Source organism: Rhizobium changzhiense, from assembly GCF_013087625.1.
GTDB classification, from domain to species: Bacteria; Pseudomonadota; Alphaproteobacteria; order Rhizobiales; family Rhizobiaceae; genus Rhizobium; species Rhizobium sophorae.
This window is the reverse complement of record NZ_JABFCQ010000001.1, coordinates 496,425-517,717: the sequence shown is the minus strand read 5'-3', so window position 1 is coordinate 517,717 and position 21,293 is coordinate 496,425. Positions and strand designations below refer to the sequence as shown.

The 21,293-nt window shown below is 63.0% G+C and carries 23 protein-coding genes; 11 read left to right on the top strand and 12 right to left on the bottom strand.

Going from position 1 to position 21,293, the window contains the following annotated elements; all coding sequences use genetic code 11:
* The first annotated feature begins 95 nt into the window (after positions 1-95).
* Complete coding sequence (locus tag G9X68_RS02605) at positions 96-440, top strand: nuclear transport factor 2 family protein (protein WP_171601150.1); 345 nt, start codon at positions 96-98, stop codon at positions 438-440.
* 17 nt (positions 441-457) lie between these two features.
* Here G9X68_RS02605 and G9X68_RS02600 read toward each other — a convergent pair whose 3' ends face one another.
* The 3 genes from G9X68_RS02600 to G9X68_RS02590 all read right to left on the bottom strand — a co-directional run bounded on the left by G9X68_RS02600 (position 458) and on the right by G9X68_RS02590 (position 2,455).
* Positions 458-1,189, bottom strand: coding sequence for a sulfite exporter TauE/SafE family protein (locus G9X68_RS02600; RefSeq protein ID WP_171601149.1), 732 nt, complete (start codon positions 1,187-1,189; stop codon positions 458-460).
* Between the two features lie 60 nt (positions 1,190-1,249).
* Positions 1,250-1,903, bottom strand: a complete 654-nt coding sequence (locus G9X68_RS02595; RefSeq protein WP_168316775.1) for a class I SAM-dependent methyltransferase — start codon at positions 1,901-1,903, stop codon at positions 1,250-1,252.
* A 225-nt stretch (positions 1,904-2,128) separates the two neighbouring features.
* Positions 2,129-2,455, bottom strand: coding sequence for a hypothetical protein (locus G9X68_RS02590; RefSeq protein ID WP_171601148.1), 327 nt, complete (start codon positions 2,453-2,455; stop codon positions 2,129-2,131).
* 225 nt (positions 2,456-2,680) lie between these two features.
* On the opposite strand from G9X68_RS02590, the gene G9X68_RS02585 reads away from it, so the two are divergent.
* On the top strand, positions 2,681-3,283 hold the full coding sequence (locus G9X68_RS02585) for a superoxide dismutase (protein WP_008528928.1): 603 nt from the start codon (positions 2,681-2,683) through the stop codon (positions 3,281-3,283).
* Positions 3,284-3,421: 138 nt separating this feature from the next.
* Complete coding sequence (locus G9X68_RS02580) at positions 3,422-4,267, top strand: metallophosphoesterase (RefSeq protein ID WP_171601147.1); 846 nt, start codon at positions 3,422-3,424, stop codon at positions 4,265-4,267.
* 217 nt (positions 4,268-4,484) lie between these two features.
* Here G9X68_RS02580 and G9X68_RS02575 read toward each other — a convergent pair whose 3' ends face one another.
* Entirely contained in the window at positions 4,485-5,177 is a 693-nt protein-coding gene (locus G9X68_RS02575) for a helix-turn-helix transcriptional regulator (RefSeq protein WP_171601146.1), read from the bottom strand.
* 128 nt (positions 5,178-5,305) lie between these two features.
* On the opposite strand from G9X68_RS02575, the gene G9X68_RS02570 reads away from it, so the two are divergent.
* From G9X68_RS02570 to G9X68_RS02560, 3 genes are all read left to right on the top strand, one after another.
* Entirely contained in the window at positions 5,306-5,941 is a 636-nt protein-coding gene (locus tag G9X68_RS02570) for a LysE family translocator (protein WP_171601145.1), read from the top strand.
* A 129-nt stretch (positions 5,942-6,070) separates the two neighbouring features.
* Positions 6,071-6,511, top strand: a complete 441-nt coding sequence (locus G9X68_RS02565) for a c-type cytochrome (protein ID WP_171601144.1) — start codon at positions 6,071-6,073, stop codon at positions 6,509-6,511.
* A gap of 134 nt (positions 6,512-6,645) precedes the next feature.
* The gene (locus tag G9X68_RS02560; protein WP_171601143.1) at positions 6,646-7,560 is read left to right on the top strand and encodes a cytochrome c; all 915 of its coding nucleotides are present in this window, start codon (positions 6,646-6,648) and stop codon (positions 7,558-7,560) included.
* A 35-nt stretch (positions 7,561-7,595) separates the two neighbouring features.
* On the opposite strand, the gene G9X68_RS02555 is transcribed toward G9X68_RS02560, so the two are convergent.
* Together G9X68_RS02555 and G9X68_RS02550 are read right to left on the bottom strand one after the other, a co-directional pair.
* Positions 7,596-8,288 carry a molybdate ABC transporter substrate-binding protein gene (locus G9X68_RS02555; RefSeq protein ID WP_171601142.1) on the bottom strand — a complete coding sequence of 231 codons (693 nt, stop codon included), beginning with the start codon at positions 8,286-8,288 and terminating at the stop codon, positions 7,596-7,598.
* Positions 8,289-8,428: 140 nt separating this feature from the next.
* Positions 8,429-8,923 carry a GNAT family N-acetyltransferase gene (locus tag G9X68_RS02550; RefSeq protein WP_168312294.1) on the bottom strand — a complete coding sequence of 165 codons (495 nt, stop codon included), beginning with the start codon at positions 8,921-8,923 and terminating at the stop codon, positions 8,429-8,431.
* A 268-nt stretch (positions 8,924-9,191) separates the two neighbouring features.
* Here G9X68_RS02550 and dmeR point away from each other — a divergent pair, with 268 nt between their 5' ends.
* Together dmeR and dmeF are read left to right on the top strand one after the other, a co-directional pair.
* On the top strand, positions 9,192-9,464 hold the full coding sequence (gene dmeR / locus G9X68_RS02545; RefSeq protein ID WP_171601141.1) for a Ni(II)/Co(II)-sensing transcriptional repressor DmeR: 273 nt from the start codon (positions 9,192-9,194) through the stop codon (positions 9,462-9,464).
* Positions 9,465-9,487: 23 nt separating this feature from the next.
* A complete protein-coding gene (gene dmeF, locus G9X68_RS02540; RefSeq protein WP_171601140.1) occupies positions 9,488-10,507 on the top strand; it encodes a CDF family Co(II)/Ni(II) efflux transporter DmeF in 1,020 nt (339 codons plus the stop codon).
* A 37-nt stretch (positions 10,508-10,544) separates the two neighbouring features.
* Here the strand turns inward: dmeF and G9X68_RS02535 are convergent, their stop codons facing one another.
* The gene (locus G9X68_RS02535) at positions 10,545-11,357 is read right to left on the bottom strand and encodes a sulfite exporter TauE/SafE family protein (protein WP_171601139.1); all 813 of its coding nucleotides are present in this window, start codon (positions 11,355-11,357) and stop codon (positions 10,545-10,547) included.
* Between the two features lie 226 nt (positions 11,358-11,583).
* On the opposite strand from G9X68_RS02535, the gene bla reads away from it, so the two are divergent.
* Positions 11,584-12,471: a class A beta-lactamase gene (gene bla / locus G9X68_RS02530; protein ID WP_171601138.1), complete on the top strand. Its 888-nt coding sequence runs from the start codon at positions 11,584-11,586 to the stop codon at positions 12,469-12,471.
* Positions 12,472-12,694: 223 nt separating this feature from the next.
* Here bla and G9X68_RS02525 read toward each other — a convergent pair whose 3' ends face one another.
* Positions 12,695-15,034: a glucose/quinate/shikimate family membrane-bound PQQ-dependent dehydrogenase gene (locus tag G9X68_RS02525; protein ID WP_171601137.1), complete on the bottom strand. Its 2,340-nt coding sequence runs from the start codon at positions 15,032-15,034 to the stop codon at positions 12,695-12,697.
* A gap of 153 nt (positions 15,035-15,187) precedes the next feature.
* The gene (locus G9X68_RS02520; RefSeq protein WP_171601136.1) at positions 15,188-16,690 is read right to left on the bottom strand and encodes a protein adenylyltransferase SelO; all 1,503 of its coding nucleotides are present in this window, start codon (positions 16,688-16,690) and stop codon (positions 15,188-15,190) included.
* A 249-nt stretch (positions 16,691-16,939) separates the two neighbouring features.
* On the opposite strand from G9X68_RS02520, the gene G9X68_RS02515 reads away from it, so the two are divergent.
* On the top strand, positions 16,940-18,388 hold the full coding sequence (locus G9X68_RS02515; RefSeq protein ID WP_171601135.1) for an MFS transporter: 1,449 nt from the start codon (positions 16,940-16,942) through the stop codon (positions 18,386-18,388).
* A gap of 303 nt (positions 18,389-18,691) precedes the next feature.
* On the opposite strand, the gene G9X68_RS02510 is transcribed toward G9X68_RS02515, so the two are convergent.
* Both G9X68_RS02510 and G9X68_RS02505 read right to left on the bottom strand, forming a co-directional pair.
* The gene (locus G9X68_RS02510; protein WP_244956092.1) at positions 18,692-18,910 is read right to left on the bottom strand and encodes a hypothetical protein; all 219 of its coding nucleotides are present in this window, start codon (positions 18,908-18,910) and stop codon (positions 18,692-18,694) included.
* Between the two features lie 30 nt (positions 18,911-18,940).
* Positions 18,941-19,888, bottom strand: coding sequence for a homocysteine S-methyltransferase family protein (locus G9X68_RS02505; protein WP_171601134.1), 948 nt, complete (start codon positions 19,886-19,888; stop codon positions 18,941-18,943).
* A 218-nt stretch (positions 19,889-20,106) separates the two neighbouring features.
* Between G9X68_RS02505 and G9X68_RS02500 the strand changes: the two genes are divergently transcribed.
* Positions 20,107-20,745 (top strand): TetR/AcrR family transcriptional regulator, encoded by a 639-nt coding sequence (locus G9X68_RS02500; protein ID WP_138328525.1) that lies wholly within the window; start codon positions 20,107-20,109, stop codon positions 20,743-20,745.
* Here G9X68_RS02500 and G9X68_RS02495 read toward each other — a convergent pair.
* Positions 20,742-21,263: a DUF1697 domain-containing protein gene (locus G9X68_RS02495; RefSeq protein WP_171601133.1), complete on the bottom strand. Its 522-nt coding sequence runs from the start codon at positions 21,261-21,263 to the stop codon at positions 20,742-20,744. The two genes, G9X68_RS02500 and G9X68_RS02495, sit on opposite strands and share 4 nt — an antisense overlap.
* Positions 21,264-21,293 lie beyond the last annotated feature (30 nt).

Sequence of the window (21,293 nt, the reverse complement as noted above, 5' to 3'; positions counted from 1 at the left end):
TTTGGAAATGAGAGCCGCAATCTGGACCCTCACGGGCAAAAGTGCTAGAACATGACCGATTGCATGATGCAATCGGTTAATCCAAGGACATCGCCATGACCGACATGCGCACATCCCGAGAGCAGACCGTCCGTCATCTCTACGCCGCCTATCTCGACGACCGCAAGGATATCGTCGGCGCCATGTTGACGGAGGATTTTACCTTCTCCAGTCCGCGCGACGACCACATCGACCGGGCGACCTATTTCGAGCGCTGCTGGCCGAAGGAGCCGGTCTTCCGCGGCTTTGACATCGAATTCCTGGCGATCGACGGCGACGAGGCAGTCATCCGCTACCGCGCCGAAAAACGGGACGGCGGCAGCTTCCGCAACATCGAGAGCCTTCGCTTCCGCGGCGACAAGATCGCCTCCGTGGATGTCTATTTCGGCCGGAATCTGTAATCCCGGCGAGGCGGTCTTCACAGGAGCCGCATCGCCGAAGTGCCGATGATGATCATCGACACCGCCACCATCAGCGGCTGCACCGGCAGCCGTTTCACGAGGATCGCGCCGAAGGGGGCGGCAATGACGCCGCCGATGATCAGGCCGATCGCCGAATCGAGTTCCGACCAGCCGAGCGTCAGGATGAAGGTCAGGGAAATCGTCAGGGTCACCGCGAATTCGGTGAAATTGGTCGAGCCGATCACCCGCTTCAGGTCGTGGCCGCGGCTGACCAGCGAACTGGTAACGATCGGCCCCCAGCCGCCGCCGCCGATCGCATCGAGCACGCCGCCGAAAAGCCCGACCGGCGGCACCATCCAGTCGCGAACGTCCCGCTTCGGCGGCGGCCGAAAGGCCTTGTAGAGGATCACCAGCCCGATCGCGATCAGATAGGCCGACACGAAGGGCTCGATCGCCTTGCCGTCGATATTGGAAAGCAGATAGGCGCCGATCGCGCCGCCGATCATGCCGGCCGGTGCAAGCCGCGCCACCAGCCGCCAGTCGACGTTGCGATGATAGGCATGCGAGATGCCCGAGGCGGCGGTCGTGAACATTTCCGCCACATGCGTCATGGCGCTGGCGTTGGCCGCCGGCACCCCGAAGGCGAGAAGGCTCGTCGTCGACAGCACGCCAAAGGCCATGCCGAGCGCGCCGTCGACGATCTGCGCGCAGAAACCCACGACGATGAAGAAGAAGAAATCCGATGTCATGCAGTCCCCTCAGGCGAACGGTAGCATCAGAATAGGCGACGCGGGGAAAAAGTTGCGGTCTCAGTCGGCAAGTCCGCGTTGCTTCAGCCGGATGATCTTGAAGAAGCCGTTAGGAAAGACCGGCAGGATATCGGTCGCGGCAAAATCGCCGCGGCGCTCGGCCCAGGCGACGATGCGGTGAATGCGGAAGGCGGAGGACCAGCCGATGTGACGCACCAGCGGCGCCACTGCCGTCTCGATCGCACCCTGCAGACCGGCGCCGTCGCCAAGCTTGCTGGCAAGGATGATTTCGCCGCCTGGCCTCAGCACTCTCGCGCATTCGTCCAGCGCCCGTTCGGGTTCGGGGATGAGCGTGATGACGAAGGGCAGGCAGACCGCATCGAAAGACCGGTCGGCAAAGGTGAGCGCATGTGCATCCATCACCTCCAGCGCTTGCACATGCTCAAGGTTTTCGCGTTTCGCCTTTTCACGCGCCCGCGCGATCATGTGTTCGGAAATGTCGATGCCGGTCACGCGGCAGTGGCGCGGGTAATGCCCGAGCGTCAGGCCGGTGCCGACGCCGATCTCCAGAATATCTGTGCCGGCCGCGGCGGCGAGGGCTGCAAGCTTGCGGTGGCCATCGCGCAGTATGCCGCGATAAACCCGGTCATAGACCGGTGCCCAGCGCTGATAGATTTTCTGCTGATCTTCCGCCCTGCTGCGAAGCTCTGACATGCCGGCACCTCCCCAGAAAATTCCAGGAAAAGTGAAAAGCGGTTTCCAGGAATTGCATAAAACAAAGATTTCAGCGGTTCTGCGCTTCCATAAAATAGCGCCAGCCGCCGTAAAGGCCAGGCTTTCAACTCCTAAGGGAGGCTCCGGTTCCCACGAAATGTGACGCAAGGCACAGATTCTCACCTGCGACCGCTTTGGGGGCGCCTGTGCGCATTCCCCGGCCGCCTATTTTGCCGGCATCAGCCCAAGCTGTTGGGAGTCCAGTTCGCTGCCGATCTCGACGGTCTTCTTTTGCTTGTCGTAGACGCAGATCTGGGCGATCCGCCCCTTGGCGCCCTTCGGCTTGCCGGTCACCAGGGCAAGCCCGTAATGCGAGCTGCCAAAGGGATCGACGGTGGCGCTGGGCTTCTCGATCGTGACCGCTGCCTTCTTGCATTTGGCCTCGACGTCCGCGGCGAGCTGCTTCCAGGCGTCATCGGAGGAGGCATGCGCCGCACCTGACAGCGAAAGCAGTACGGCGGCAGCGAGAGCCTGGATTATATTCCTGTTCATATCGGGTCTCCGTTGATCTCCATAACGGGCAAAGTGGTTTTCGGGGCGAGTATTTCCATTGATTTGCCCAGGCGATTTCTACGTACGACACCAACCCTGCAACTGAGGCAAATTTTCCTCCGGCCGGTCGTTTTTTGATAATTCGCCGGTTGCCTCTCCCCCTTTCCCCTCCTATGTTCCGCCACACCTGCCGAGACGCAATCTATTGCCAAGAGGAGATCTGACATGGCTTTCGAATTGCCTGAACTTCCCTATGACTACGAAGCGCTTGCTCCCTTCATGTCGAAGGAAACGCTGGAGTTCCACCACGACAAGCACCACAAGGCCTATGTCGACAACGGCAACAAGCTCGCCGCCGAAGCCGGTCTTTCGGACCTGTCGCTCGAAGACGTCGTCAAGAAGTCGTTCGGCACCAATGCCGGCCTCTTCAACAACGCGGCCCAGCACTACAACCACATCCATTTCTGGAAGTGGATGAAGAAGGGCGGCGGCGGCAACAAGCTGCCGGGCAAGCTCGAAGCGGCCTTTACCTCCGATCTCGGCGGCTACGACAAGTTCAAGGCCGATTTCGCCAATGCCGGCGCCACCCAGTTCGGCTCCGGCTGGGCCTGGGTTTCCGTCAAGAACGGCAAGCTCGAAATCTCCAAGACCCCGAACGGCGAAAACCCGCTGGTTCACGGCGCCACCCCGATCCTCGGCGTCGACGTCTGGGAACATTCCTATTACATCGACTATCGCAACGCCCGCCCGAAATATCTCGAGGCCTTCGTCGACAGCCTGATCAACTGGGACTACGTCCTGGAACGCTACGAAGAAGCCACGAAGTAAGCGGTACCAGACTCGCCGCCATGGCGGCGATGTGCCTCAGCCTCTTAGAATTCAGCACCCGGCGCCGCAAACGCCGGGTGTTTCATTTTCACACGAGGCCGTCACATGCCTGTCATCGGCCGCTCCTAATCACGCCCCATGTCTTCCTCTGTTTCTCCCCTGTTCCGCTTCGGCATCATCGCCGACCCGCAATATGCGGCGATCGCGCCGCATGTGGCCATGGATCGCTATTACGCCAACAGCCTCGCCAAAGTCGCCGAGGCGGTCGAGATCTTCAACGGCGAGGAGCTGAGCTTCGTCATGACGCTCGGCGATGTCATCGACCGCAGCTTTTCAAGCTTCGACGATATCCTGCCGGTCTATCAGAAGCTCAGGCACGAGGCGCTCTTCCTGCTCGGCAACCACGATTTCTCGGTCTCTGCAGGACATCTGTCCGAAGTCGCCGCGCGCCTCGGCATGCCGTCGCCCTATTACAGCTTCTTGCGCCATGGCTGGCGCTTTATCGTGCTCGACGGCAACGAGGTCAGCATCTTCGCGCCGCCCGAAGGTCATCATCATCGTGGGCTGGCCGCTGAGATGCTGGCCGAGCTGCAGGCCAAAGGTGCGAGGAATGCCCATCGCTGGAATGCCGCGCTGAGCGACGAGCAGTTCGCCTGGCTTGGCAATGAAATCGCGAGTGCGGCCGAGGCCGGTGAGAAGGTGATCGTCATGAATCACTATCCGGTGCATCCGCCCAGTGAGCACGGCATGTGGGACAGCGAGCGCATCGTCGCGCTGCTCGCCTCGCAGGCCAATGTCGTCGCCTATCTCAACGGCCACGACCATGTCGGCAATTACGGCACGGCCGGCGCCTGCCACTTCGTCAATTTCAAGGGCGTCGTCGACACCGAAACGCAAAACGCCTTCGCCATCGTCGAGGTCCATGCCGACCGCATCGAGATCCGCGGCTTCGGCCGCGAGGTGAGCCGCACGCTGTCTTATTAGCGGCGAAAGATTGCTGACGAAGTCAGCCTCAACCTCGTTATGCTTGGGCTTGCGCACTGTCGTTCGGTTCGCGCGAATAGCTGCCCCTCACCCTAACGGGGCGAGGGGACGTGCCTTGCGAGACGTGGGCGAGGAACGGAGAGGTTGCGGCATATCCCCTTCGCCCCGTTTACGGGGAGAAGGTGGCGGCAGCCGGATGAGGGGCGGGCGCCACCCATCAAACCGGCACAGCCTTCTCCGTCCACCCACTCGTCCACAATTCCCGCAGCCTATCGCCGTCGCCCTTGAAGAAATCCTCAGCTGCCGCACACCGCTCCACCCGGTCGCTGCGGAAATTGCGGATCGCCTGGCGCAGCTCGCACCAGGCGACGATATTGGCGGTCTGCGAATAATAGATCAGCGCGACCGGCCGGATCGTCCGTTCGCTGGCGCGGCCAAGCTCGTCGCGGTAGCCGAGCATCAGCTTGCGTTCGTCGCGGATCGCGCGGCGCACGATCGCCAGGTTGAAGCCGGCCGGCTGCGCAATCGAGCCCCAGGCGTAAAGCGCCTTGTTGTCCATCGCCTGGCGCAGCGGCGCCGGCACGGCGCCTGATATCTTCCGGTTGACCCGGCGCGCGGCCTGTTTCAGCTCTTCGTCCGCCGTCCGTTCGAGCAGCGCCAGCGACAGCACGATAGCCTCCATCTCCTCGATCGAGAACATCAGCGGCGGCAGGTCGAAGCCCGGCCGCATAATGTAGCCGATGCCGCGCCCGCCTTCGATCGGCACCCGCATTGCCTGAAGGGCTGCGATGTCGCGATAGATCGAGCGCACTGTTACCTCAAGCGTCTCGGCCATCGTCGCCGCCGTCATCGGCCTTCTTGCCAGCCTGAGGATCTGAATGATCTCGAAAAGCCGCGAGGCCTTGCGCATTTTACCTCTCCATCCGTCACGCTCCTGACAATACACTGTCAGTTGGGTTCCCGTATAGAGCCGCCTATCAGATTGAAATCAATCAGGCTCTTTCAAAACGGCTCGCAGAAATCAAGGCGGTAACTGACATGAACTACCATGAAAACCTCTGGCTCTTCTTCACCCTTCTCTTCGGCATCATCATCGTGCCGGGCATGGACATGCTCTTCGTGCTGGCCAATTCGCTGACCGGCGGCGTCAAGCGCGGGCTGGCAGCGACCGGCGGCATCATGGCCGGCGGCGCCGTGCATTCTGCCTATGGCGCGGCCGGCGTCGGCGTGCTTGTCACCATGCTGCCGCAGCTTTTCAACGTGCTGCTCTTTGCCGGCGTTGCCTACATGATCTGGATCGGCATTTCGCTGATCCGCAGTTCGATCACCGTCGAGGCGGTTGGGCCGGGAACGGCGCGCTCCAGCTGGCGCGCCTTCCGCCAGGGGGCCGTCACCTGTCTGGTTAACCCGAAGGCCTATATCTTCATGTTTGCCGTCTACCCGCAGTTCCTCAGGCCGGAATATGGCCCGATCTGGATGCAGGGGCTGATCATGGGCGCCATGACCGTCGTCACCCAGTTCGCCATCTACGGCACGCTGGCGATGACGGCCGGCCGCAGCCGCGACCTGCTCGTCGCAAACCCTGACGTTACGGCCTTTGTCGGCCGCTTCGCCGGAGTGCTGCTGGTTGTGGTCTCCGCCTTCAGCCTCTGGCAGGGGTGGAAAAGCGCCTGAACCACCCCGCCTATCACATTGTTTTTATGATGATCCGGCAAAACGTGACTGCCCGGATGCATGGATTTTGTCATGCTGCCGGTGCAGATTGGCCATCGGCCGGTTTGGCCGAGGAAAAGGGAGAGCAGTATGAATTGGAAAGCAGCAGCTGCGGCCGTTGCCATGGCCGGCATGGCCTTCGGTTCGGTGACCGCCGCCGACGGTACCCATGAGTCGCGCAATGCGCTGATGAAGCAGATCGGCGGTTCGGCCGGGGCCTTGGCAGCCATCGCCAAGGGCACCAAGCCCTATGACGCCGAAGCGGTGAAGGCGGCGCTGACGACGATCGCCGCAACGGCCAAGGTTTTCCCCGACCAGTTCAAGCCGGGCACGGAGACGGGCGACGAAGCGGCGAGCCCGAAGATCTGGGAAAACATGGACGACTTCAAGGCGCGCGCCGCCAAGCTCTCCACTGACGCCGAAACCGCGCTGGCTCAGCTTCCGGCAGATCCTGCGGCCGTCGGCGCCACGATGAACACGCTCGGCGCCAATTGCGCCGGCTGTCACAAGGCCTATCGCCTCGGCAAGTGAGCGAAAGGCCGTTTCCATCCGGATACACGATCCGCGCCGGCCTTGCCGTCGGCGCGGATCGCCTTATTCTCCGCCTGCGCGGACCGGTCGCGGGATCCATCGCAAGGAAATGTTGACAACAGGGGAGGCGGCGCATGGTCCGCAGGTTCATCCGGGTACTGCTCTGTCTGATCGGCGTCGCCGTTCTCGGTGGGGGCGCCTTCTATCTCGTCACCGCACCCGATCCGCTGCCGGAGAGCCATTGGGCCGGTCTCGGCGCGCCGGATCCGGCCAATGGTCAGATGGTTTTCTGGGCGGGCGGCTGCGTCAGCTGTCATGCCGCGCCCGGTTCCGAAGGTGATGCCAAGCTGACCCTGTCAGGCGGCCTGGCGCTGAAGAGCCCTTTCGGGACCTTCCACGTGCCGAACATCTCACCCGATGAAAAGGCCGGCATCGGCGGCTGGACGCTCGCCGAGTTCGGCAACGCGATGAAGCGCGGCATCGGCCCGGGCGGGCAGCATCTTTACCCGTCCTTCCCCTATGGCTCTTATTCCCGCATGAGCGACAAGGACGTCAACGATCTCTATGCCTTCCTGAAAACCCTGCCGAAGAGCGCAAACGTCGCACCGCCGCATGAACTGCCGTTTCCCTTCAATATCCGGCTGGCGCTCGGCGGCTGGAAATTCCTCTATCTCAACGACCAGCCGCGCGTCGCCCTGGCAAAGAGCGACGACAAGATCAAACGCGGGCAATATCTCGTCGAAGGCCCCGGCCATTGCGGCGAATGTCATACGCCGCGTGATGCGCTCGGCGGCTTCAAGGCGGATCAGTGGCTTGCCGGCGCGCCCAATCCCGAAGGCAAGGGCCGCATACCCGATATCACCCCGGCCTCCGAGAGCATCGGCGGCTGGAGCGAGGCCGATATCGCCAGTTACCTGGAAACCGGCTTCACGCCCGATTTCGATTCCGTCGGCGGCTCGATGGTCGATGTGCAGCAGAACATCGCCCATCTGCCGGCCTCGGACCGCGAGGCGATCGCCGCCTATCTGAAGGCCGTGCCGGGTCATTAGCGATGGCGGGGAGCCGATCGTTTATCAAGCGCGCTCTAGCGGCGCTCGACGCCCTTTGCCGCCAGGATGTCGTCAACGGCTGTCGACGTCAGAAATTTCGACAGCTGTTGGGCAGCTTCTGCATCCGTTGAATCGGCGCTGATGCCGATGGCGAAGTCGATGTAACTTCGGAGTTCTGCCGGAAACTGACCGACAAGCATGACCTCGGGAGCGGCGGCGAGAATCGACGTCACGGGAACGACCCCAAGCTCGACTTCCCCACGGCCGACGGCCGGCGCCGTCTGCCCTCCTGATATGGCCACCAGCTTGGGCTTGACCTCATCGGCTATTCCCAAGCTTTCCAGCAAACCGGAGAAGTAGCCGCCGCTGGTTCCGTCACTGGCGTAGGCGATGGATCTGGCGCTCTTCAACGCATGCACAAATGCTTCGACGGACTCGATGTCGAGCGGTCGGCTGCCGGCCTTTGCCGCTACCCCCATCGCTATCCGACCGAACGCGACCTGGCTCCCCGGCTTGATTTTTCCCAAGGCGGTCAGATCCAGAACCAGGTTCGGATTGGTGATGACGAGGTCAAAAGCTTCCCCCGCTTCGATCTGCCTCTTTACAGCAGGATTAAGCGCCCACTGGGCCGCAACCGTGATTCCCGTGGCAGTTTCGAACTGGGATAGGAGAGGAAGAACGGCGGGCCGGACCGCAATAGCACCAAAAAGTCGAATTTGCTGATTCATGGGCTAACCTGCAAACGGTTGAAACGACCTTGCGATTCCCAGTGACCCGATGGCATCCATCGTGTCGGTTGCCGAAACAAACCGACACTCAATGGATCATACAAGAGTCATACTGGGAATGCACTTATCGAACGCCCTTCTCAAGCGATCGACTGCATGTAGCGCATGCCGGTCACCGGACGCGGGGTGAAATCCAGCTGTTCGTAGAAGCGGTGCGCCAGCACGTTTCCGGTGGCGGCGCTGACGGAGAGGTAGCCGCAGCCGGCATTGCGGGCGGTCTCACGCGCCCGGTCGACGAGCAACTGGCCGGTGCCGTGGCCGCGATGGCCGTCACGCACGAAGAGGTGGTGCAGGTCCATGCCGCGCTTGCCTTCCTGCGCCCTGTAGAGCGGCACGAGAATGGCGTAGCCGATCAGTCCTTCGCTGGTCTCGGCGACGAGCGCATTGATCCAGGGCAGAGGGCCGAAGAGGTCGCGCTCCAGCTGCTCCGGCGTTGTCGCAGAAGCGTCGCCGTGATGGGCGGCAAGCAGGGCGATCATCTCGCCGAGTTCGGGCAGGTCGCGCGGCTTGGCGGCGCGGATCGTCACCACCGATGGGCGCATCAGTGAAATTTCGCTGTCTTCGATTTCGGTCATGGTCTTCGCGTCCTTTGATAGTCTGCCGTCAGGACGCTGCCGATACAACAAAGCCGCCTGACGGCGGCTTGTTGACAATATGATCTTGTCCGGCCGCCCTTTACAGGTACAGCCAAAAATACGAGCGGCTCTGGTGCGCGTTCTTGATCATGGACCATAGATCGTCGGAAACGCGGGTTTTGTCAATGGCGGATCAAGCCCATCACAAGCTTTGAGCCCCAGCTTCACTCTTGATAGTATACCCCCCTATGCTATACGAGAACTCATCATGTCCCACACCACCCTGCAGAAAAAGAAGCTCGTTGCCCGCATCAGCCGCCTGAAGGGGCAGATGGAGGCGGTCGAGCGCGCGCTCGAGGCCGAGCGCCCCTGCGGCGAGATCCTACAGTTGCTCGCCTCGATCCGCGGTGCCCTGACCGGGCTGACCGGCGAGGTGCTCGACGATCACCTGCGCGAGCATGTGCTGAATGCCGCCGACGATGCGGCAAGGGCCGAGGCGGTCGAGGAAATATCGGAAGTCTTGAGAACCTATATCCGCTGACCGTGCCGACGAAGGAGCCTGTCATGAGTGCCGGAATCGACAAGCCTGGAATGGATGCCCTGGAACACGATCACGTCTTCCTCGGCACCGATCATGCGCGCAACGAGCGGCGCATCTGGCTGGTGATCGCGCTGACGGCGGTGATGATGGTGGCGGAAATCGCTGCCGGCACCGTCTACGGCTCGATGGCGCTGGTCGCCGATGGCTGGCACATGTCGACCCATGCCAGCGCCTTGCTGATTTCGGCGCTCGCCTATCTCTTCGCCCGCCGGCAGGCGCGCAATCCACGTTTCACCTTCGGCACCGGCAAGCTCGGCGATCTCGCGGGCTTCGCCAGCGCCATCGTCCTCGCGCTGATCGCCCTGCTGATGGCCTGGGAAAGCCTGCTGCGCCTTTCCAATCCGGTGCCGATCGGCTTTGCCCAGGCAATCGCCGTGGCGATCATCGGTCTTGCCGTCAATCTGACAAGCGCTTGGCTGCTGGCCGGCGGCGGCCATGTCGCGCATGGCAATCATGCGCACCATCACCATGGCCATCATCACGGGCATGGCAATCATGCCCATGCCCATCACGGTCATGCCCATCATGGACATGGCGACCATGCCCATCCCGCAAAGACCGGCGACAACAATATCCGCGCCGCCTATCTGCATGTCATCGCCGATGCCCTGACCTCCGTGCTCGCCATCGCGGCCTTGACGTTCGGGAGTCTTTACGGCTGGCTCTGGCTCGATCCCCTGATGGGCATCGTCGGCGGGTTGGTGATCGCCAACTGGTCCTGGAGCCTGATGAAATCTTCGGGCGGCGTCCTTCTCGACGTCGTTCCCGAAGGCGAGACGCTGCCGGCGGAAATCCGCGGCGCCATCGAGACGGAGGGCGACCGGATCACCGATCTGCATGTCTGGCAGGTCGGCCCCGGCCATCATGCCGCAATTGTCGCCGTCCTCACCTCGCAGCCGCGCGACCCGGCTTTCTACAAAGGCAGGCTTTCGGCGCTGGAGGAACTGTCGCATGTGACGGTCGAGGTCACGCGCGCTGCCTGATCGGTGTGGGCGGATGATAAGGTCGCAGTGGGGATAACTATCGGTGCCGCCAAACCTTCACAGCTGAAATCAGAAGGATCACAGCGAGGGCTGGAAGCAGAAGACCATTCGGCACGAGGCCGAGCAGCCGCCCGCCGATGAAGGTTCCAACGATCGATCCCGCAGCCATCACCAACAGGAAGGTCTTGTTGCGACCGAGAACCGAAAAACTCTGATCCCGGCTATACCGCGTGAAGCCAACCAGCATTGTCGGCAGGCTCACGGCCAGGGAGAGGCTGCCGGCGAGTTTGATATCCGCACCGAAGAGCAGCACCAGCGTCGGAATCAGCAGCTCGCCTCCCGCCACGCCGAGTAGGGATGCGACAATCCCGATGACGAAGCCGGCGACAACGCCGGCAATCATCTGGGCATTTCCAGTCAGGAAAGGCTGACCCGCTGTCGCATCATGGCCAATGACCAAGACGATAGCGATTGCGACGAGCATCGCTGCAATCACCTTGTACAGCGTTTCCGATTTCAGCCATGTTGCCCATCCCGCTCCGAACCATGCGCCCAGCAAGCTTCCGGCAAGGAGATTGACTACGATCGGCCAATTCCCGGCAATCGCTCCAAAAGGTACCGTTGCTACCCGGAACGGCAGGGCGGATGCAACGACAACGAGGCTCATGGCCTTATTGAGAATGACCGCTTCGAGCGCCGCGAAGTTGAAAAGCCCGATCAGGAGCGGCAGCCGAAATTCGGCGCCGCCAAGGCCGATCAAGCCCCCGAGAGCGCCAATAATTCCACCGCCGCCAAACGCCATAGGAAGGGCGCGGGGTTTCGAAAATGAAGCGACCGTTTCCTTAGGCATCGTTATAGTCCATAGAAGATATCGCTTCTTCTAGCCGGATATTTCCCGGTGCGCCAGTTGGGACACTGATGCCGGATTTCTAGCGCGATAAGATCGGCGCGGCGGACGACAACATCGCGCGAGACGGACGACAAAGACGACGTAGGGACTATAAGTCGCCGCAATCGCTCCTTAGCTCTGTCCTCCCGCCGGAGGATTCGATCCTCCTCAGCCGCCGGAGGATTTCATGGATATCAGCCTTACCCGCCGCCTGATGATAGGCGCGGCGCTTTGCCTGCCTGCGCTGGCGCTTGCCGCGCATGCAGAGGATAGTGCCGGAGAGGGCGACGACATCGAGCGCCGCCTTGCAGCGCTTGAAAAACGCACCGGCGGTCGTCTCGGCGTCTCGGTGCTCGATACCCAGACGAGCATCTCCTTCGGCTATCGCGGCAGCGAGTCCTTTCCGATGTGCAGCACTTTCAAGGCGCTGGCCGCGGCTTTCGTGCTTGCCCGGGCCGACAAGGGCGAGGAGAACCTCGACCGGCGGGTGAGCTACGGCAAGGACAAGCTCGTCGATTATTCGCCGCTCAGCGAAAAACACGCCGGAGCCGATGGCATGACCCTTGCCGAACTCTGCGAGGCGGCGGTGACGGTCAGCGACAATACGGCCGGCAACCTGTTGCTCGAAAGTTTCGGCGGTCCAGCGGGGCTGACCGATTGGCTGCGCTCGATCGGTGACGGCACGACGCGTCTCGACCGCACCGAGCCGACGTTGAACGAGGGCAGGAAGGGTGATCCGCGCGATACGACGACACCGGATGCGATGCTCGACACGCTCGGCAACCTGACGCTCGGCTCGGTCCTGGCCGAGGCCTCCTCAGACAGGCTGATTGCCTGGCTGGTGGCGAGCACGACAGGCAAGGAGCGGCTCAGGGCCGGCCTGCCGGCCGATTGGAAGGTCGGCGACAAGACCGGCACCGGCCCGAATGGCTCTCTCGGCGATATCGCGGTGATCTGGCCGCCGGATCGCGGCCCTATCGTCGCAGCCGTCTACATCGCCGAGGCGACCGCGTCGGCGAAGGAGCTCAACCCGATCTTTGCCGAGGTTGGGCGTATGATCGTCGAGATGGTTTGAACTGGAGAAAGCTGAAGCGGGTTTCCCGCGAGTGTATGCAATCGCTGAGAACAGCCCCTCATCCGCCTGCCGGCACCTTCTCCCCGCGCGCGGGGCGAAGGGACATGCCGCACCGGCTTCCTCCTGCCGCGGCGCCGCCTTTGGCACGTCCCCTCTCCCCGCGAGCGGCGAGAGGGTTAGGGTGATGGGCTGCCATTGGCGCGAACCGAAGAGCCTTGAGCCATCAAGGCAGTGTATAGGCGATCACATAATCGCCGGGCTTGGTGCCGACCGAGCCGTGGCCGCCGGCGACCATGACGACATATTGTTTGTTGTCATCAGCCGTATAGGTCATCGGCGTCGCCTGGCCGCCGGCGGGAAGCCGCGCCTGCCAGAGCTCTCTGCCGTTCGTCACGTCATAGGCGCGCAGGTAGTTGTCGACCGCGGCCCCAAGGAAGGCGACGCCGCCCTTGGTCAGCATCGGCCCGCCGATGCCCGGCACGCCGACCTTGAAGGGCAGGGGCAATGGCGTCATGTCGCGTACGGTGCCGTTCTTGTGCATATAGGCGATCTTGCCGGTGCGCAGATCGACGCCGGCGACATAGCCCCAGGGCGGCGCCTGGCAGGGGATCTGCAGGAGACCGAGGAAAGGCCCCATGAAGACGCCGTAAGGCGCGCCGTCATTGCGGTTCAGCCCCTGTTCGCTGCCCTTCTCGTCCTGGCCTCTCGGCGGAATGTCGGCAGCCGGCACCAGGCGCGAGGTGAAGGCGAGATAGGTCGGCATGCCGAACATGATCTGCCGCTCCGGATCGACCGCCACCGAGCCCCAGTTGAAGGTGCCGAAATTGCCGGGATAGACGATCGTCCCTTTGAGCGAAGGCGGCGTATAACGGCCCTCATAGTGGTAGCGATAGAAGTCGATGCGGCAGGCGAGCTGGTCGAATAGCGACACGCCCCACATGTCCTTTTCCTTCAGCGGCTCGGGCGAGAAGGTGAGGTCGGAAATCGGCTGCGTCGGCGAGGTGTGGTCGCCGGTGATCGCGCCGCCCGGCGCCGGGACTTCCTTGACCGGTATGATCGGCTCGCCGCTGCGCCGGTCGAGCACATAGAGGTCGCCCTGTTTGGTCGGGCCGACCAGGGCCGGAACCACGGTGCCGTCCGGCTTCGTCAGATCGATCAGCGCCGGCTGGGCCGGCACGTCCATGTCCCAGAGATCGTGATGCACCGTCTGGCGCACCCAGCGCAACTGCCCGCTGGCGATATCGAGCGCGACGATCGAGGAGGAGAATTTCTCGACATTGTCGCTGCGGCCGATGCCGAGCTGGTCGGGCACCTGGTTGCCGAGCGGGATGTAGACCATGCCGAGCGCCTCGTCGACGCTGAAGACCGACCAGCTGTTCGGCGAGTTGGTCGTATAGGTCTGGCCGTCGGCGAGCGGCGTCGTCACGTCGGGATTACCGGAATCCCAGTTCCAGACGAGCGCGCCGGTGTTGATGTCGAAGGCGCGGATGACGCCGGATTGTTCCTCAGTCGAATAATTGTCGTTCACCGCCCCGCCGACGATGATCTTGCCCGCCACCGCGACCGGCGGCGAAGTGGAGTAGTAATAGCCGGCCGGGTTGTAGCGCATGCCGGTTTCCAGATGCAGCACGCCCTGGTCGGCAAAGCTGGTGCAGACCTTCCCGTCCGCGGCATCGAGTGCGATCAGCCGGGCGTCGGAGGTCGGCAGGTAGACGCGCTCGGCGCAGGGCTGACCGGCGGCAACGGCGGGATCGGCATAATAGGTGACGCCCCGGCAGGTCTGATGCTGCCGGTCGGGGTTCATGCCGGAGTTGGCGTCGTATTTCCATTTCTCCTTGCCGGTCTTGGCGTCGAGCGCGATCGCCCAGTTATGCGGCGTGCAGAGATAGAGCGTGTCCTTCACCTTGAGCGGCGTCACCTGATAGGTCGTCTCGCTGATATCCTCCGGCCGCTTGACGTCGCCGGTCTGGTATCGCCACGCTTCCTTGAGGGTGGAGACGTTCTCGGCGGTGATCTGATCGAGTGGCGAATAGCGCTGGCCGAAGGGCGTGCGGCCATATTGATGCCATTCGCCGTCCGGCACGCTGCCGCCGAAGGCGGGGTTGGCGGCGACCTTGTCGGTCGGCAGCTCGCCGGCGAGATCATGCGGGTCAGTCGTCATCGAATAAAGGGCGACGAGAATGGCGAGGATGACAGGCACGGCGAGCGGCCAGGGGTTCGCGGCATAGGTGATGCCCGTCGGGCTGCGCAGGCCGAGCGGCCGGCGGATCCATGGCGTCAGCAGCCAGAGCCCGAACAGGATGATCATGCCGCCGCGCGGCCCAAGCTGCCACCAGTCGAAGCCGACCTCCCAAACCGCCCAGGCGAGTGCTGCGGCGACGAGCACCGCATAGACCCAGAGCGCCACCGCCTTGCGCATCAGAAGCAGCCCGGCGGTAATCAGGAACATCAGCCCGGCGAACAGATAGAAGACGCTGCCGCCGAGCGTGACGAGCCAGAGCCCGCCGCCGCCGAGCGTGAGCCCGATGATGATGAAGAAGATGGAGGTGACGATGATCGCCATAAGGCTGTCTCCCGCTGAGGTTAGCCGGGGTGAAGGATCGGCGGAAAAGTCCCGCCGATCAGCCAGATAGCGCGAAGGAGATGCCTTTCAACGGCCACAATTGCCGCAGGCTGCGATGGCTTTCTTGGGCCTGCGGTTCGCTAGGGATTTCGCTCACGTCCCGCAGAAAGTCGCTAGCACCCGTTCGTCGGGCTTCGGCGGCTCCCTATAGGCGGCAAAGCCGGGCTGGTCCTCATAGGGTTTCGAAAGCACGGCGAGCAGCGCCTCGAACAGCGAGAAATCGCCGTTCTCGACGGCGGCCTCGATCGCCTGTTCGACGCGGTGATTACGCGGAATGAAGGCCGGATTGACGCTGCGCATCGCAATAGCGCGCTCACTGGCCGTCTGTGGATCGCGTGAGAGCCGCTCGCGCCACTGCGTAAGCCATGCGCCGCCGGCTTCCGGCTCGCGGAAACTCGCCGCAAATTCAGGCTCTGCGGCATCATCGCCGGCAAGATCCGACAGCCGCCGGAAGGCCAGGGTGAAATCGGCACCCTGCGCCTGCATCAGCGACAGCAGCGCCTGCACCAGGTCGAGATCGCCGTCCTCTTCGCCGACAAGCCCGATCTTATCGCGCATGCCGGCCAGCCAATGCGCCTGGAACCGTTCGCCGTAACTCTTGATCACCGCATTGGCCTTGTCGACTGCACTGTCGGGTTCGGCGTCGATCAGCGGCAGCAGCGTTTCGCCGAACCTTGCGAGGTTCCATTGGCCGATGCCGGGCTGGTTGGCATAGGCGTAACGACCATGCTGGTCGATCGACGAGAAGACGGTCGCCGGATCATAGGTATCCATGAAGGCGCAGGGGCCGAAGTCGATCGTCTCGCCGGAGACGGTCATATTGTCGGTGTTCATTACGCCATGGATGAAACCGACATGCAGCCAGCGGGCAATCAACGCCGCCTGGCGTTCGGAGACCGCTTCGAAAAGCGCGAGATAGGGGTTCTCGGCCTCTTTCAGCGCGGGATAGTGCCGGTCGATCACATAATCGGCCAGAGCCCGCACGCCATCGGTGTCGCCCCTGGCCGCGAAGTATTGGAAGGTGCCGACGCGGATATGGCTGGCCGCGACGCGGGTGAAGACCGCGCCCGGCAGCACCTCTTCGCGATAGACCGGCTCGCCCGTCGTCACCGCCGCCAGCGCCCGCGTGGCCGGAATGCCGAGCGCAAACATCGCTTCGCTGATGATATATTCGCGTAAGACCGGCCCGATTGCCGCCCGCCCATCGCCGCGGCGCGAAAAAGGCGTTGGCCCGGCGCCCTTCAGCTGGATGTCGTAGCGCTTGCCGCTGCGGTCGATGACCTCGCCGAGCAGGATCGCCCGCCCGTCACCGAGCTGCGGCGAGAAGCCGCCGAACTGATGCCCGGCATAGGCCATCGCCAGCGGTTCGGCCCCTTCGGGTACGAGATTGCCGGAAAAGATCGCCGCGCCGTCGCGGCGCAGGGCCTCGACGTCGAGCCCAAGCTCGGCGGCGAGTGCCTCGTTGAGCTTGATCAGCCACGGCTCCGCCACCGCAGTCGGCGCTTGCGCCGCAAAGAAGCGCGGGGGCAAGCCGACATAGCTGTTGTCGAACGGAAAGGCCGCACCGGGCCGGTTTTTCTGCAGGGCGGAGGTCATGGTTCATAGGTAGGGCTAGGATGCATGCCGCGCAAGCCGGCGGATGAAGACCTTCACGAAGAACAGACCCATGCAAGGAAACGTGATCTGCCTTTACCTCTCGTCAAAGCAGCTTTGCCATAAACGACATAGCGCCGCCATGATCGCGGGCGTATAGCAAATCGTCTCCTCTTGGCTTTGCGCCATGTCATCCCCCGCGGCCTTGCTGCCTTGTGTGCTCCGCCGCGCCACCGCGAGTGATCCCGGACGATGTCGGATCAGATTTACCAGGCGCCGATGGTTCGGCGCGCCGCGCCCAATTTCCGGGTGATCGCGATGATTGTCGCGAGTGCGATGCTGATGGAAAATATCGATGCGACCGTGCTTGCGACCGCGCTGCCCACCATGGCGCGCGATTTCGGCGTCAGCGCCCCGGCCATGTCGATCGCCCTGACCTCCTATCTCTTGAGCCTTGCGATCTTCATTCCGGCAAGCGGCCGGATGGCCGACAGTTTCGGCTCCCGCACCGTTTTCCGCTCGGCCATCGCCGTCTTCGTCGCCGGCTCCATCCTCTGCGCGCTGGCGCCGACGCTGTCCTTCCTGGTGCTGGCGCGGCTGCTGCAGGGCATCGGCGGCGCGATGATGATGCCGGTCGGGCGCCTGGTGCTGATGCGCAGCGTCGACCGCAAGGATATGGTCAGCGCCATGTCCTGGCTGCTCGTGCCGGCGCTGATCGGCCCGATCGTCGGCCCGCCGCTCGGCGGCTTCATCGTCACCTATCTCGACTGGCGCTGGATCTTTTATATCAACGTGCCGATCGGCATCATCGGCATGATCTTCGTCTCGATCTACATCGACGAGGTGAAGGGCAAGGCAAGCGGTCCGTTCGATACGATCGGCTTCATCCTCTCGGGCATCTCGCTCGGCTCGCTGCTCTTCGGCTTTGAAATGTCGAGCCATGAGGGGGAGGGCGCCTTCTCGATCTTCCTGATCGCGCTCGGCCTGCTCTTCGGCATGGCCTATCTCAGGCATGCCCGCAAGCATCCGTCGCCGATCATGGATTTCTCGCTGATGAAGGTGCCGAGCTTCGGCACGTCTGTTATCGCCGGTTCGCTGACCCGCATCACGCAAGGGGCGCAGCCCTTCCTCCTGCCGCTGCTCTTCCAGATCGGCTTCGGCCTGTCTGCGGCGGCGGCCGGCCAGATCATCATCGCGACCGCGCTTGGCGCTCTCGCCATGAAGCCGATGGCGAAGTTTGTCTTCCGCCGGCTGGGCTTCCGTCGAAGCCTCGTCCTCAACGGCATCCTCGGTACCATCGGCTATGGCCTCTGTGCCGCCTTCCGGCCGGATTGGCCGATGCCGCTGGTCTTCGTCGTCCTGGTGCTCAGCGCCTTCTTCCTGTCGTTCCAGTTCACGGCCTATAACACCATTGCCTATGACGAGATCAGCAAGGAGCAGATGAGCTCGGCCACCAGCTTCTACACCACCTTCCAGCAGCTGATGCTATCGCTCGGCATCTGCATCGGCGCCTTGGCGCTGCACGGCTCCATGGCCTTCAACGGTGCCGAAACGCCGGCCCTTGGCGATTTCTCGGCCGCCTTCATCGTCGTCACGATCATCTCGATCACCGCCACCTTCTGGAACCTGCGCTTCTCGCCGACCGCCGGCGAGGAGATCACCGGCTACAAGGCCAAACAGACGAAAGGCGCCGAAGGCTGACGTTGCCCCTTGCCGCCGATCGGCAAAGAGCTGGTGGCGCCGCACCGTCATTTCTCTCTCTGAGCTTTGTGCCGTGCCAGCCCCCTCTGCCCTGCCGGGCATCTTCCCCACAGGTGGGGAGATCACAAGTGGCTTGAACTTCGTCCCCCTCTACCGTTTCGCCGTCCTGAACGCTCATTGTTTGGGGAAGCCAGTGAGCCCAGCCGATCTCCCCACCTGTGGGGGAGATGCCCGGCAGGGCAGAGGGGGGCTGGCACGGCATGCCTTAACGGATAGGGTCAGCCGTCGCCGCCTTTCCCTTCGTCAGAATCCGACCGGCTCCCGCAGCCGCCTGCGTCGCAAGGGTCGGCCCTCGCGCCGGTCCGCCTCGAGCCCGTAAGTCGTCTGGCCCCCGAAGACTGCAAGATCGCTATCCCGCAGCGCCACCTCCACGGCCGCCTCGGGCTCGGTGCGCCTCTGCCGTCCCGTGATCGCAACCCACAGATCGTGCCAGCGGCGCTCACGCATCATCGTGCCCATCATCGACAGTGTCCTTTCCTCCCCCTCAGGTCGTTACGCCGCCTGCGGCAGACATGCCTCGCAGATCGCCGCGACATGGCGGTGGTCGGTGCCGCAGCAGCCGCCAAGCACGCGCACCGCAGGCATGCGGTCGATGAGCTTGCGGTAGCGGCGGCCGAGATCTTCGGGATCGCCCGCATCCAGCGTTTCGCTATTGTCCAGCTGCTCATGGCTCATGGTCGAGGCATTGGCGCGGAGGCCGGAAATGCGCTTCACCCAGGCGCTTCCGGGATCGAGTGCTGTTTCGAAATGCGTCGGATGGGCACAGTTGATCATGTAATAGGCCGGCGCTCCGCCGGTCGCCGCGTCCGTCGTCTCGATGGCGTCCTGGATGCTCCGGCCCGTCACCAGCCGGCCATCCGTCTCGAGCGTGAAGGAGATGGCCGAGGGCATGCCGAACGCCCGCGCCGCCCGCGCCACGCCGATCGCCTCGTCGATATTGGTCAGCGTGAAGGCGCTCACCATATCCGCCTCGGTGCCGGCGAAAGCCCCGATCTGAAAGGCGTGGTAGTCTTCCGCCTCGGCCGCATCCATGACGCCCGCCTTATAGCCGTCGCCGCGTGGGCCGATCGCGCCGCTGATGACGATCGGCTGCTCCGGCCGCTCATAGGCGCTGCGCAAGCCGACGAGCAGGTCGACGGCCTTCTCGTTGACCGCCTTCAGAGCTTCGCTGGTATAGCCGAGCTTCTGCCCCCAGTCCGGATTGGCCCGCCATGTGGCGGTATCGAGCACGAAGCCCGTGCCGTGCCGCCGTGCGATATCGAGATAACGGCGATAGTAATTCCGCATGCGCTGCCGCCCCTCTTCGGAAGCCAGCAATATGAAGGCGGCGAAATGCGGAAGCTCGATCCCTTCCTGGAAGATCATCGTCGTTTCCATGCCGCCATCGGTAATGAAGGTGCCGCCTTTGAGCTGCGGCAAACCGTTTCTGTACTTTGCCATTGTTGAAGCCTCTCCCTCGCGGCACCCGATTGGCTGCCGTCGATGAATGATGTTCTGGCGCTTATTCGGCTGCTAAACTAGGCGACTTGCGGTATACTGGCGGCGGTTTTGGATTTTGCGGATTGATATCAATCGCTTGCCTCAACCGATCCTGCCGGAGGCGGAGGCAGGTCTGAACGCACGATGCTGAAAACTGTACCGCCGGTACAGGAGGGGACATGCGAAAGGGCGAGGAAACGCGGACCCGCATCCTCGATGTGGCCGAAGCGGCAGTCTTGCAGAAGGGGTTCGGCGGTACCTCCATCGAGGAACTCATCGCCGAGACCGGCATCACCAAGAGCGGCTTCTTCTATCATTTCAGGGACAAGAACGAGCTCGCCAAGGCACTGCTCAACCGCTACATCGAAAATGACGAGCGCATTTACGATGAGATCTTCAGCCGCGCGCGCGAGCTGACCGGCGATCCGCTGCAATCCTTCCTGCTCGGCCTGAAGCTGCTGTCCGAACTACTCTCCGACCTGCCGAACGGCCATCCCGGCTGCCTCGTGGCGACGGTCTGCTATTACGAGCGGTTGTTCGACCGGGAGATACAGGAGACCAACCGGAATGCGGTCCTTGCCTGGCGGCGCCGTTTCGGCCGCATGCTCCGGGAGATCATGGAGGTCTATCCGCCGCGCGAACCCGTCGACGTCGACCAACTCGCCGACATGGTGTCCTCTGTCCTGGAAGGCGGCATCGTTTTGTCGAAGACGCTGAAGGAACCGAACACGCTGGCCGAGCAGGTGCTGATGCTGCGGACTTTCGTGAAGATGCTCTTCCTGCCGGTGGCGGAGATGCCCAGGGCGTCGAGGGCCTAGTTGCCTTCCATATCAGCCGCTATCTCCGCGAGCTTGCGCACGGTGTTGAGATTGCGCGAGCTTCCCCGCTTCAGCGCCGGCAGCTTCAGCTTCGAGCGGCCGGAACCATTGGGATAATGCACATAGATTTCCCGGCCGGCGAGCTTCGCCTCCTCGCCGTCGGGCGCCACCATCTTTTCCAGCGCATCGCCGGGCGCCTTTTCAGGCAGGAAATAGACCAGCAGGAAATTCGGCTTGGCGTCGGGAAAGGGGGCGTCGGCGGCAATCTTGTCGAGTTCTTTGCGGCTGCGCACCATGACGCCTGGCCGCTTGCCCATCTTCTTGCCGAGCGCCTCGTCGAGCCGCTCCTCCACCATCTTTTCCGCTTCATCCGAACGGAAAAGCACGTTGCCGCTCTGGATGTAGGTCTTCACGTCGGAAAAGCCCAGGCCCTCGCAGATCGCCTTCAGCTCGGCCATCGGCAAAGAGCCGGTGCCGCCGACATTGACGGCGCGGAGTAGGGCGATGTAGACGGGCATTTCGTTGTCTCCCAAAGCTCTGTGATGCCC

What these genes read in the sequence shown, in the direction of transcription:
- G9X68_RS02605 (WP_171601150.1), top strand. Translation starts at nt 96, where the DNA reads ATGACCGACATGCGCACATCCCGAGAGCAGACCGTCCGTCATCTCTAC.
- G9X68_RS02600 (WP_171601149.1), bottom strand. Translation starts at nt 1,189, where the DNA reads ATGACATCGGATTTCTTCTTCTTCATCGTCGTGGGTTTCTGCGCGCAG.
- G9X68_RS02595 (WP_168316775.1), bottom strand. Translation starts at nt 1,903, where the DNA reads ATGTCAGAGCTTCGCAGCAGGGCGGAAGATCAGCAGAAAATCTATCAG.
- G9X68_RS02590 (WP_171601148.1), bottom strand. Translation starts at nt 2,455, where the DNA reads ATGAACAGGAATATAATCCAGGCTCTCGCTGCCGCCGTACTGCTTTCG.
- G9X68_RS02585 (WP_008528928.1), top strand. Translation starts at nt 2,681, where the DNA reads ATGGCTTTCGAATTGCCTGAACTTCCCTATGACTACGAAGCGCTTGCT.
- G9X68_RS02580 (WP_171601147.1), top strand. Translation starts at nt 3,422, where the DNA reads ATGTCTTCCTCTGTTTCTCCCCTGTTCCGCTTCGGCATCATCGCCGAC.
- G9X68_RS02575 (WP_171601146.1), bottom strand. Translation starts at nt 5,177, where the DNA reads ATGCGCAAGGCCTCGCGGCTTTTCGAGATCATTCAGATCCTCAGGCTG.
- G9X68_RS02570 (WP_171601145.1), top strand. Translation starts at nt 5,306, where the DNA reads ATGAACTACCATGAAAACCTCTGGCTCTTCTTCACCCTTCTCTTCGGC.
- G9X68_RS02565 (WP_171601144.1), top strand. Translation starts at nt 6,071, where the DNA reads ATGAATTGGAAAGCAGCAGCTGCGGCCGTTGCCATGGCCGGCATGGCC.
- G9X68_RS02560 (WP_171601143.1), top strand. Translation starts at nt 6,646, where the DNA reads ATGGTCCGCAGGTTCATCCGGGTACTGCTCTGTCTGATCGGCGTCGCC.
- G9X68_RS02555 (WP_171601142.1), bottom strand. Translation starts at nt 8,288, where the DNA reads ATGAATCAGCAAATTCGACTTTTTGGTGCTATTGCGGTCCGGCCCGCC.
- G9X68_RS02550 (WP_168312294.1), bottom strand. Translation starts at nt 8,923, where the DNA reads ATGACCGAAATCGAAGACAGCGAAATTTCACTGATGCGCCCATCGGTG.
- dmeR (WP_171601141.1), top strand. Translation starts at nt 9,192, where the DNA reads ATGTCCCACACCACCCTGCAGAAAAAGAAGCTCGTTGCCCGCATCAGC.
- dmeF (WP_171601140.1), top strand. Translation starts at nt 9,488, where the DNA reads ATGAGTGCCGGAATCGACAAGCCTGGAATGGATGCCCTGGAACACGAT.
- G9X68_RS02535 (WP_171601139.1), bottom strand. Translation starts at nt 11,357, where the DNA reads ATGCCTAAGGAAACGGTCGCTTCATTTTCGAAACCCCGCGCCCTTCCT.
- bla (WP_171601138.1), top strand. Translation starts at nt 11,584, where the DNA reads ATGGATATCAGCCTTACCCGCCGCCTGATGATAGGCGCGGCGCTTTGC.
- G9X68_RS02525 (WP_171601137.1), bottom strand. Translation starts at nt 15,034, where the DNA reads ATGGCGATCATCGTCACCTCCATCTTCTTCATCATCATCGGGCTCACG.
- G9X68_RS02520 (WP_171601136.1), bottom strand. Translation starts at nt 16,690, where the DNA reads ATGACCTCCGCCCTGCAGAAAAACCGGCCCGGTGCGGCCTTTCCGTTC.
- G9X68_RS02515 (WP_171601135.1), top strand. Translation starts at nt 16,940, where the DNA reads ATGTCGGATCAGATTTACCAGGCGCCGATGGTTCGGCGCGCCGCGCCC.
- G9X68_RS02510 (WP_244956092.1), bottom strand. Translation starts at nt 18,910, where the DNA reads ATGATGGGCACGATGATGCGTGAGCGCCGCTGGCACGATCTGTGGGTT.
- G9X68_RS02505 (WP_171601134.1), bottom strand. Translation starts at nt 19,888, where the DNA reads ATGGCAAAGTACAGAAACGGTTTGCCGCAGCTCAAAGGCGGCACCTTC.
- G9X68_RS02500 (WP_138328525.1), top strand. Translation starts at nt 20,107, where the DNA reads ATGCGAAAGGGCGAGGAAACGCGGACCCGCATCCTCGATGTGGCCGAA.
- G9X68_RS02495 (WP_171601133.1), bottom strand. Translation starts at nt 21,263, where the DNA reads ATGCCCGTCTACATCGCCCTACTCCGCGCCGTCAATGTCGGCGGCACC.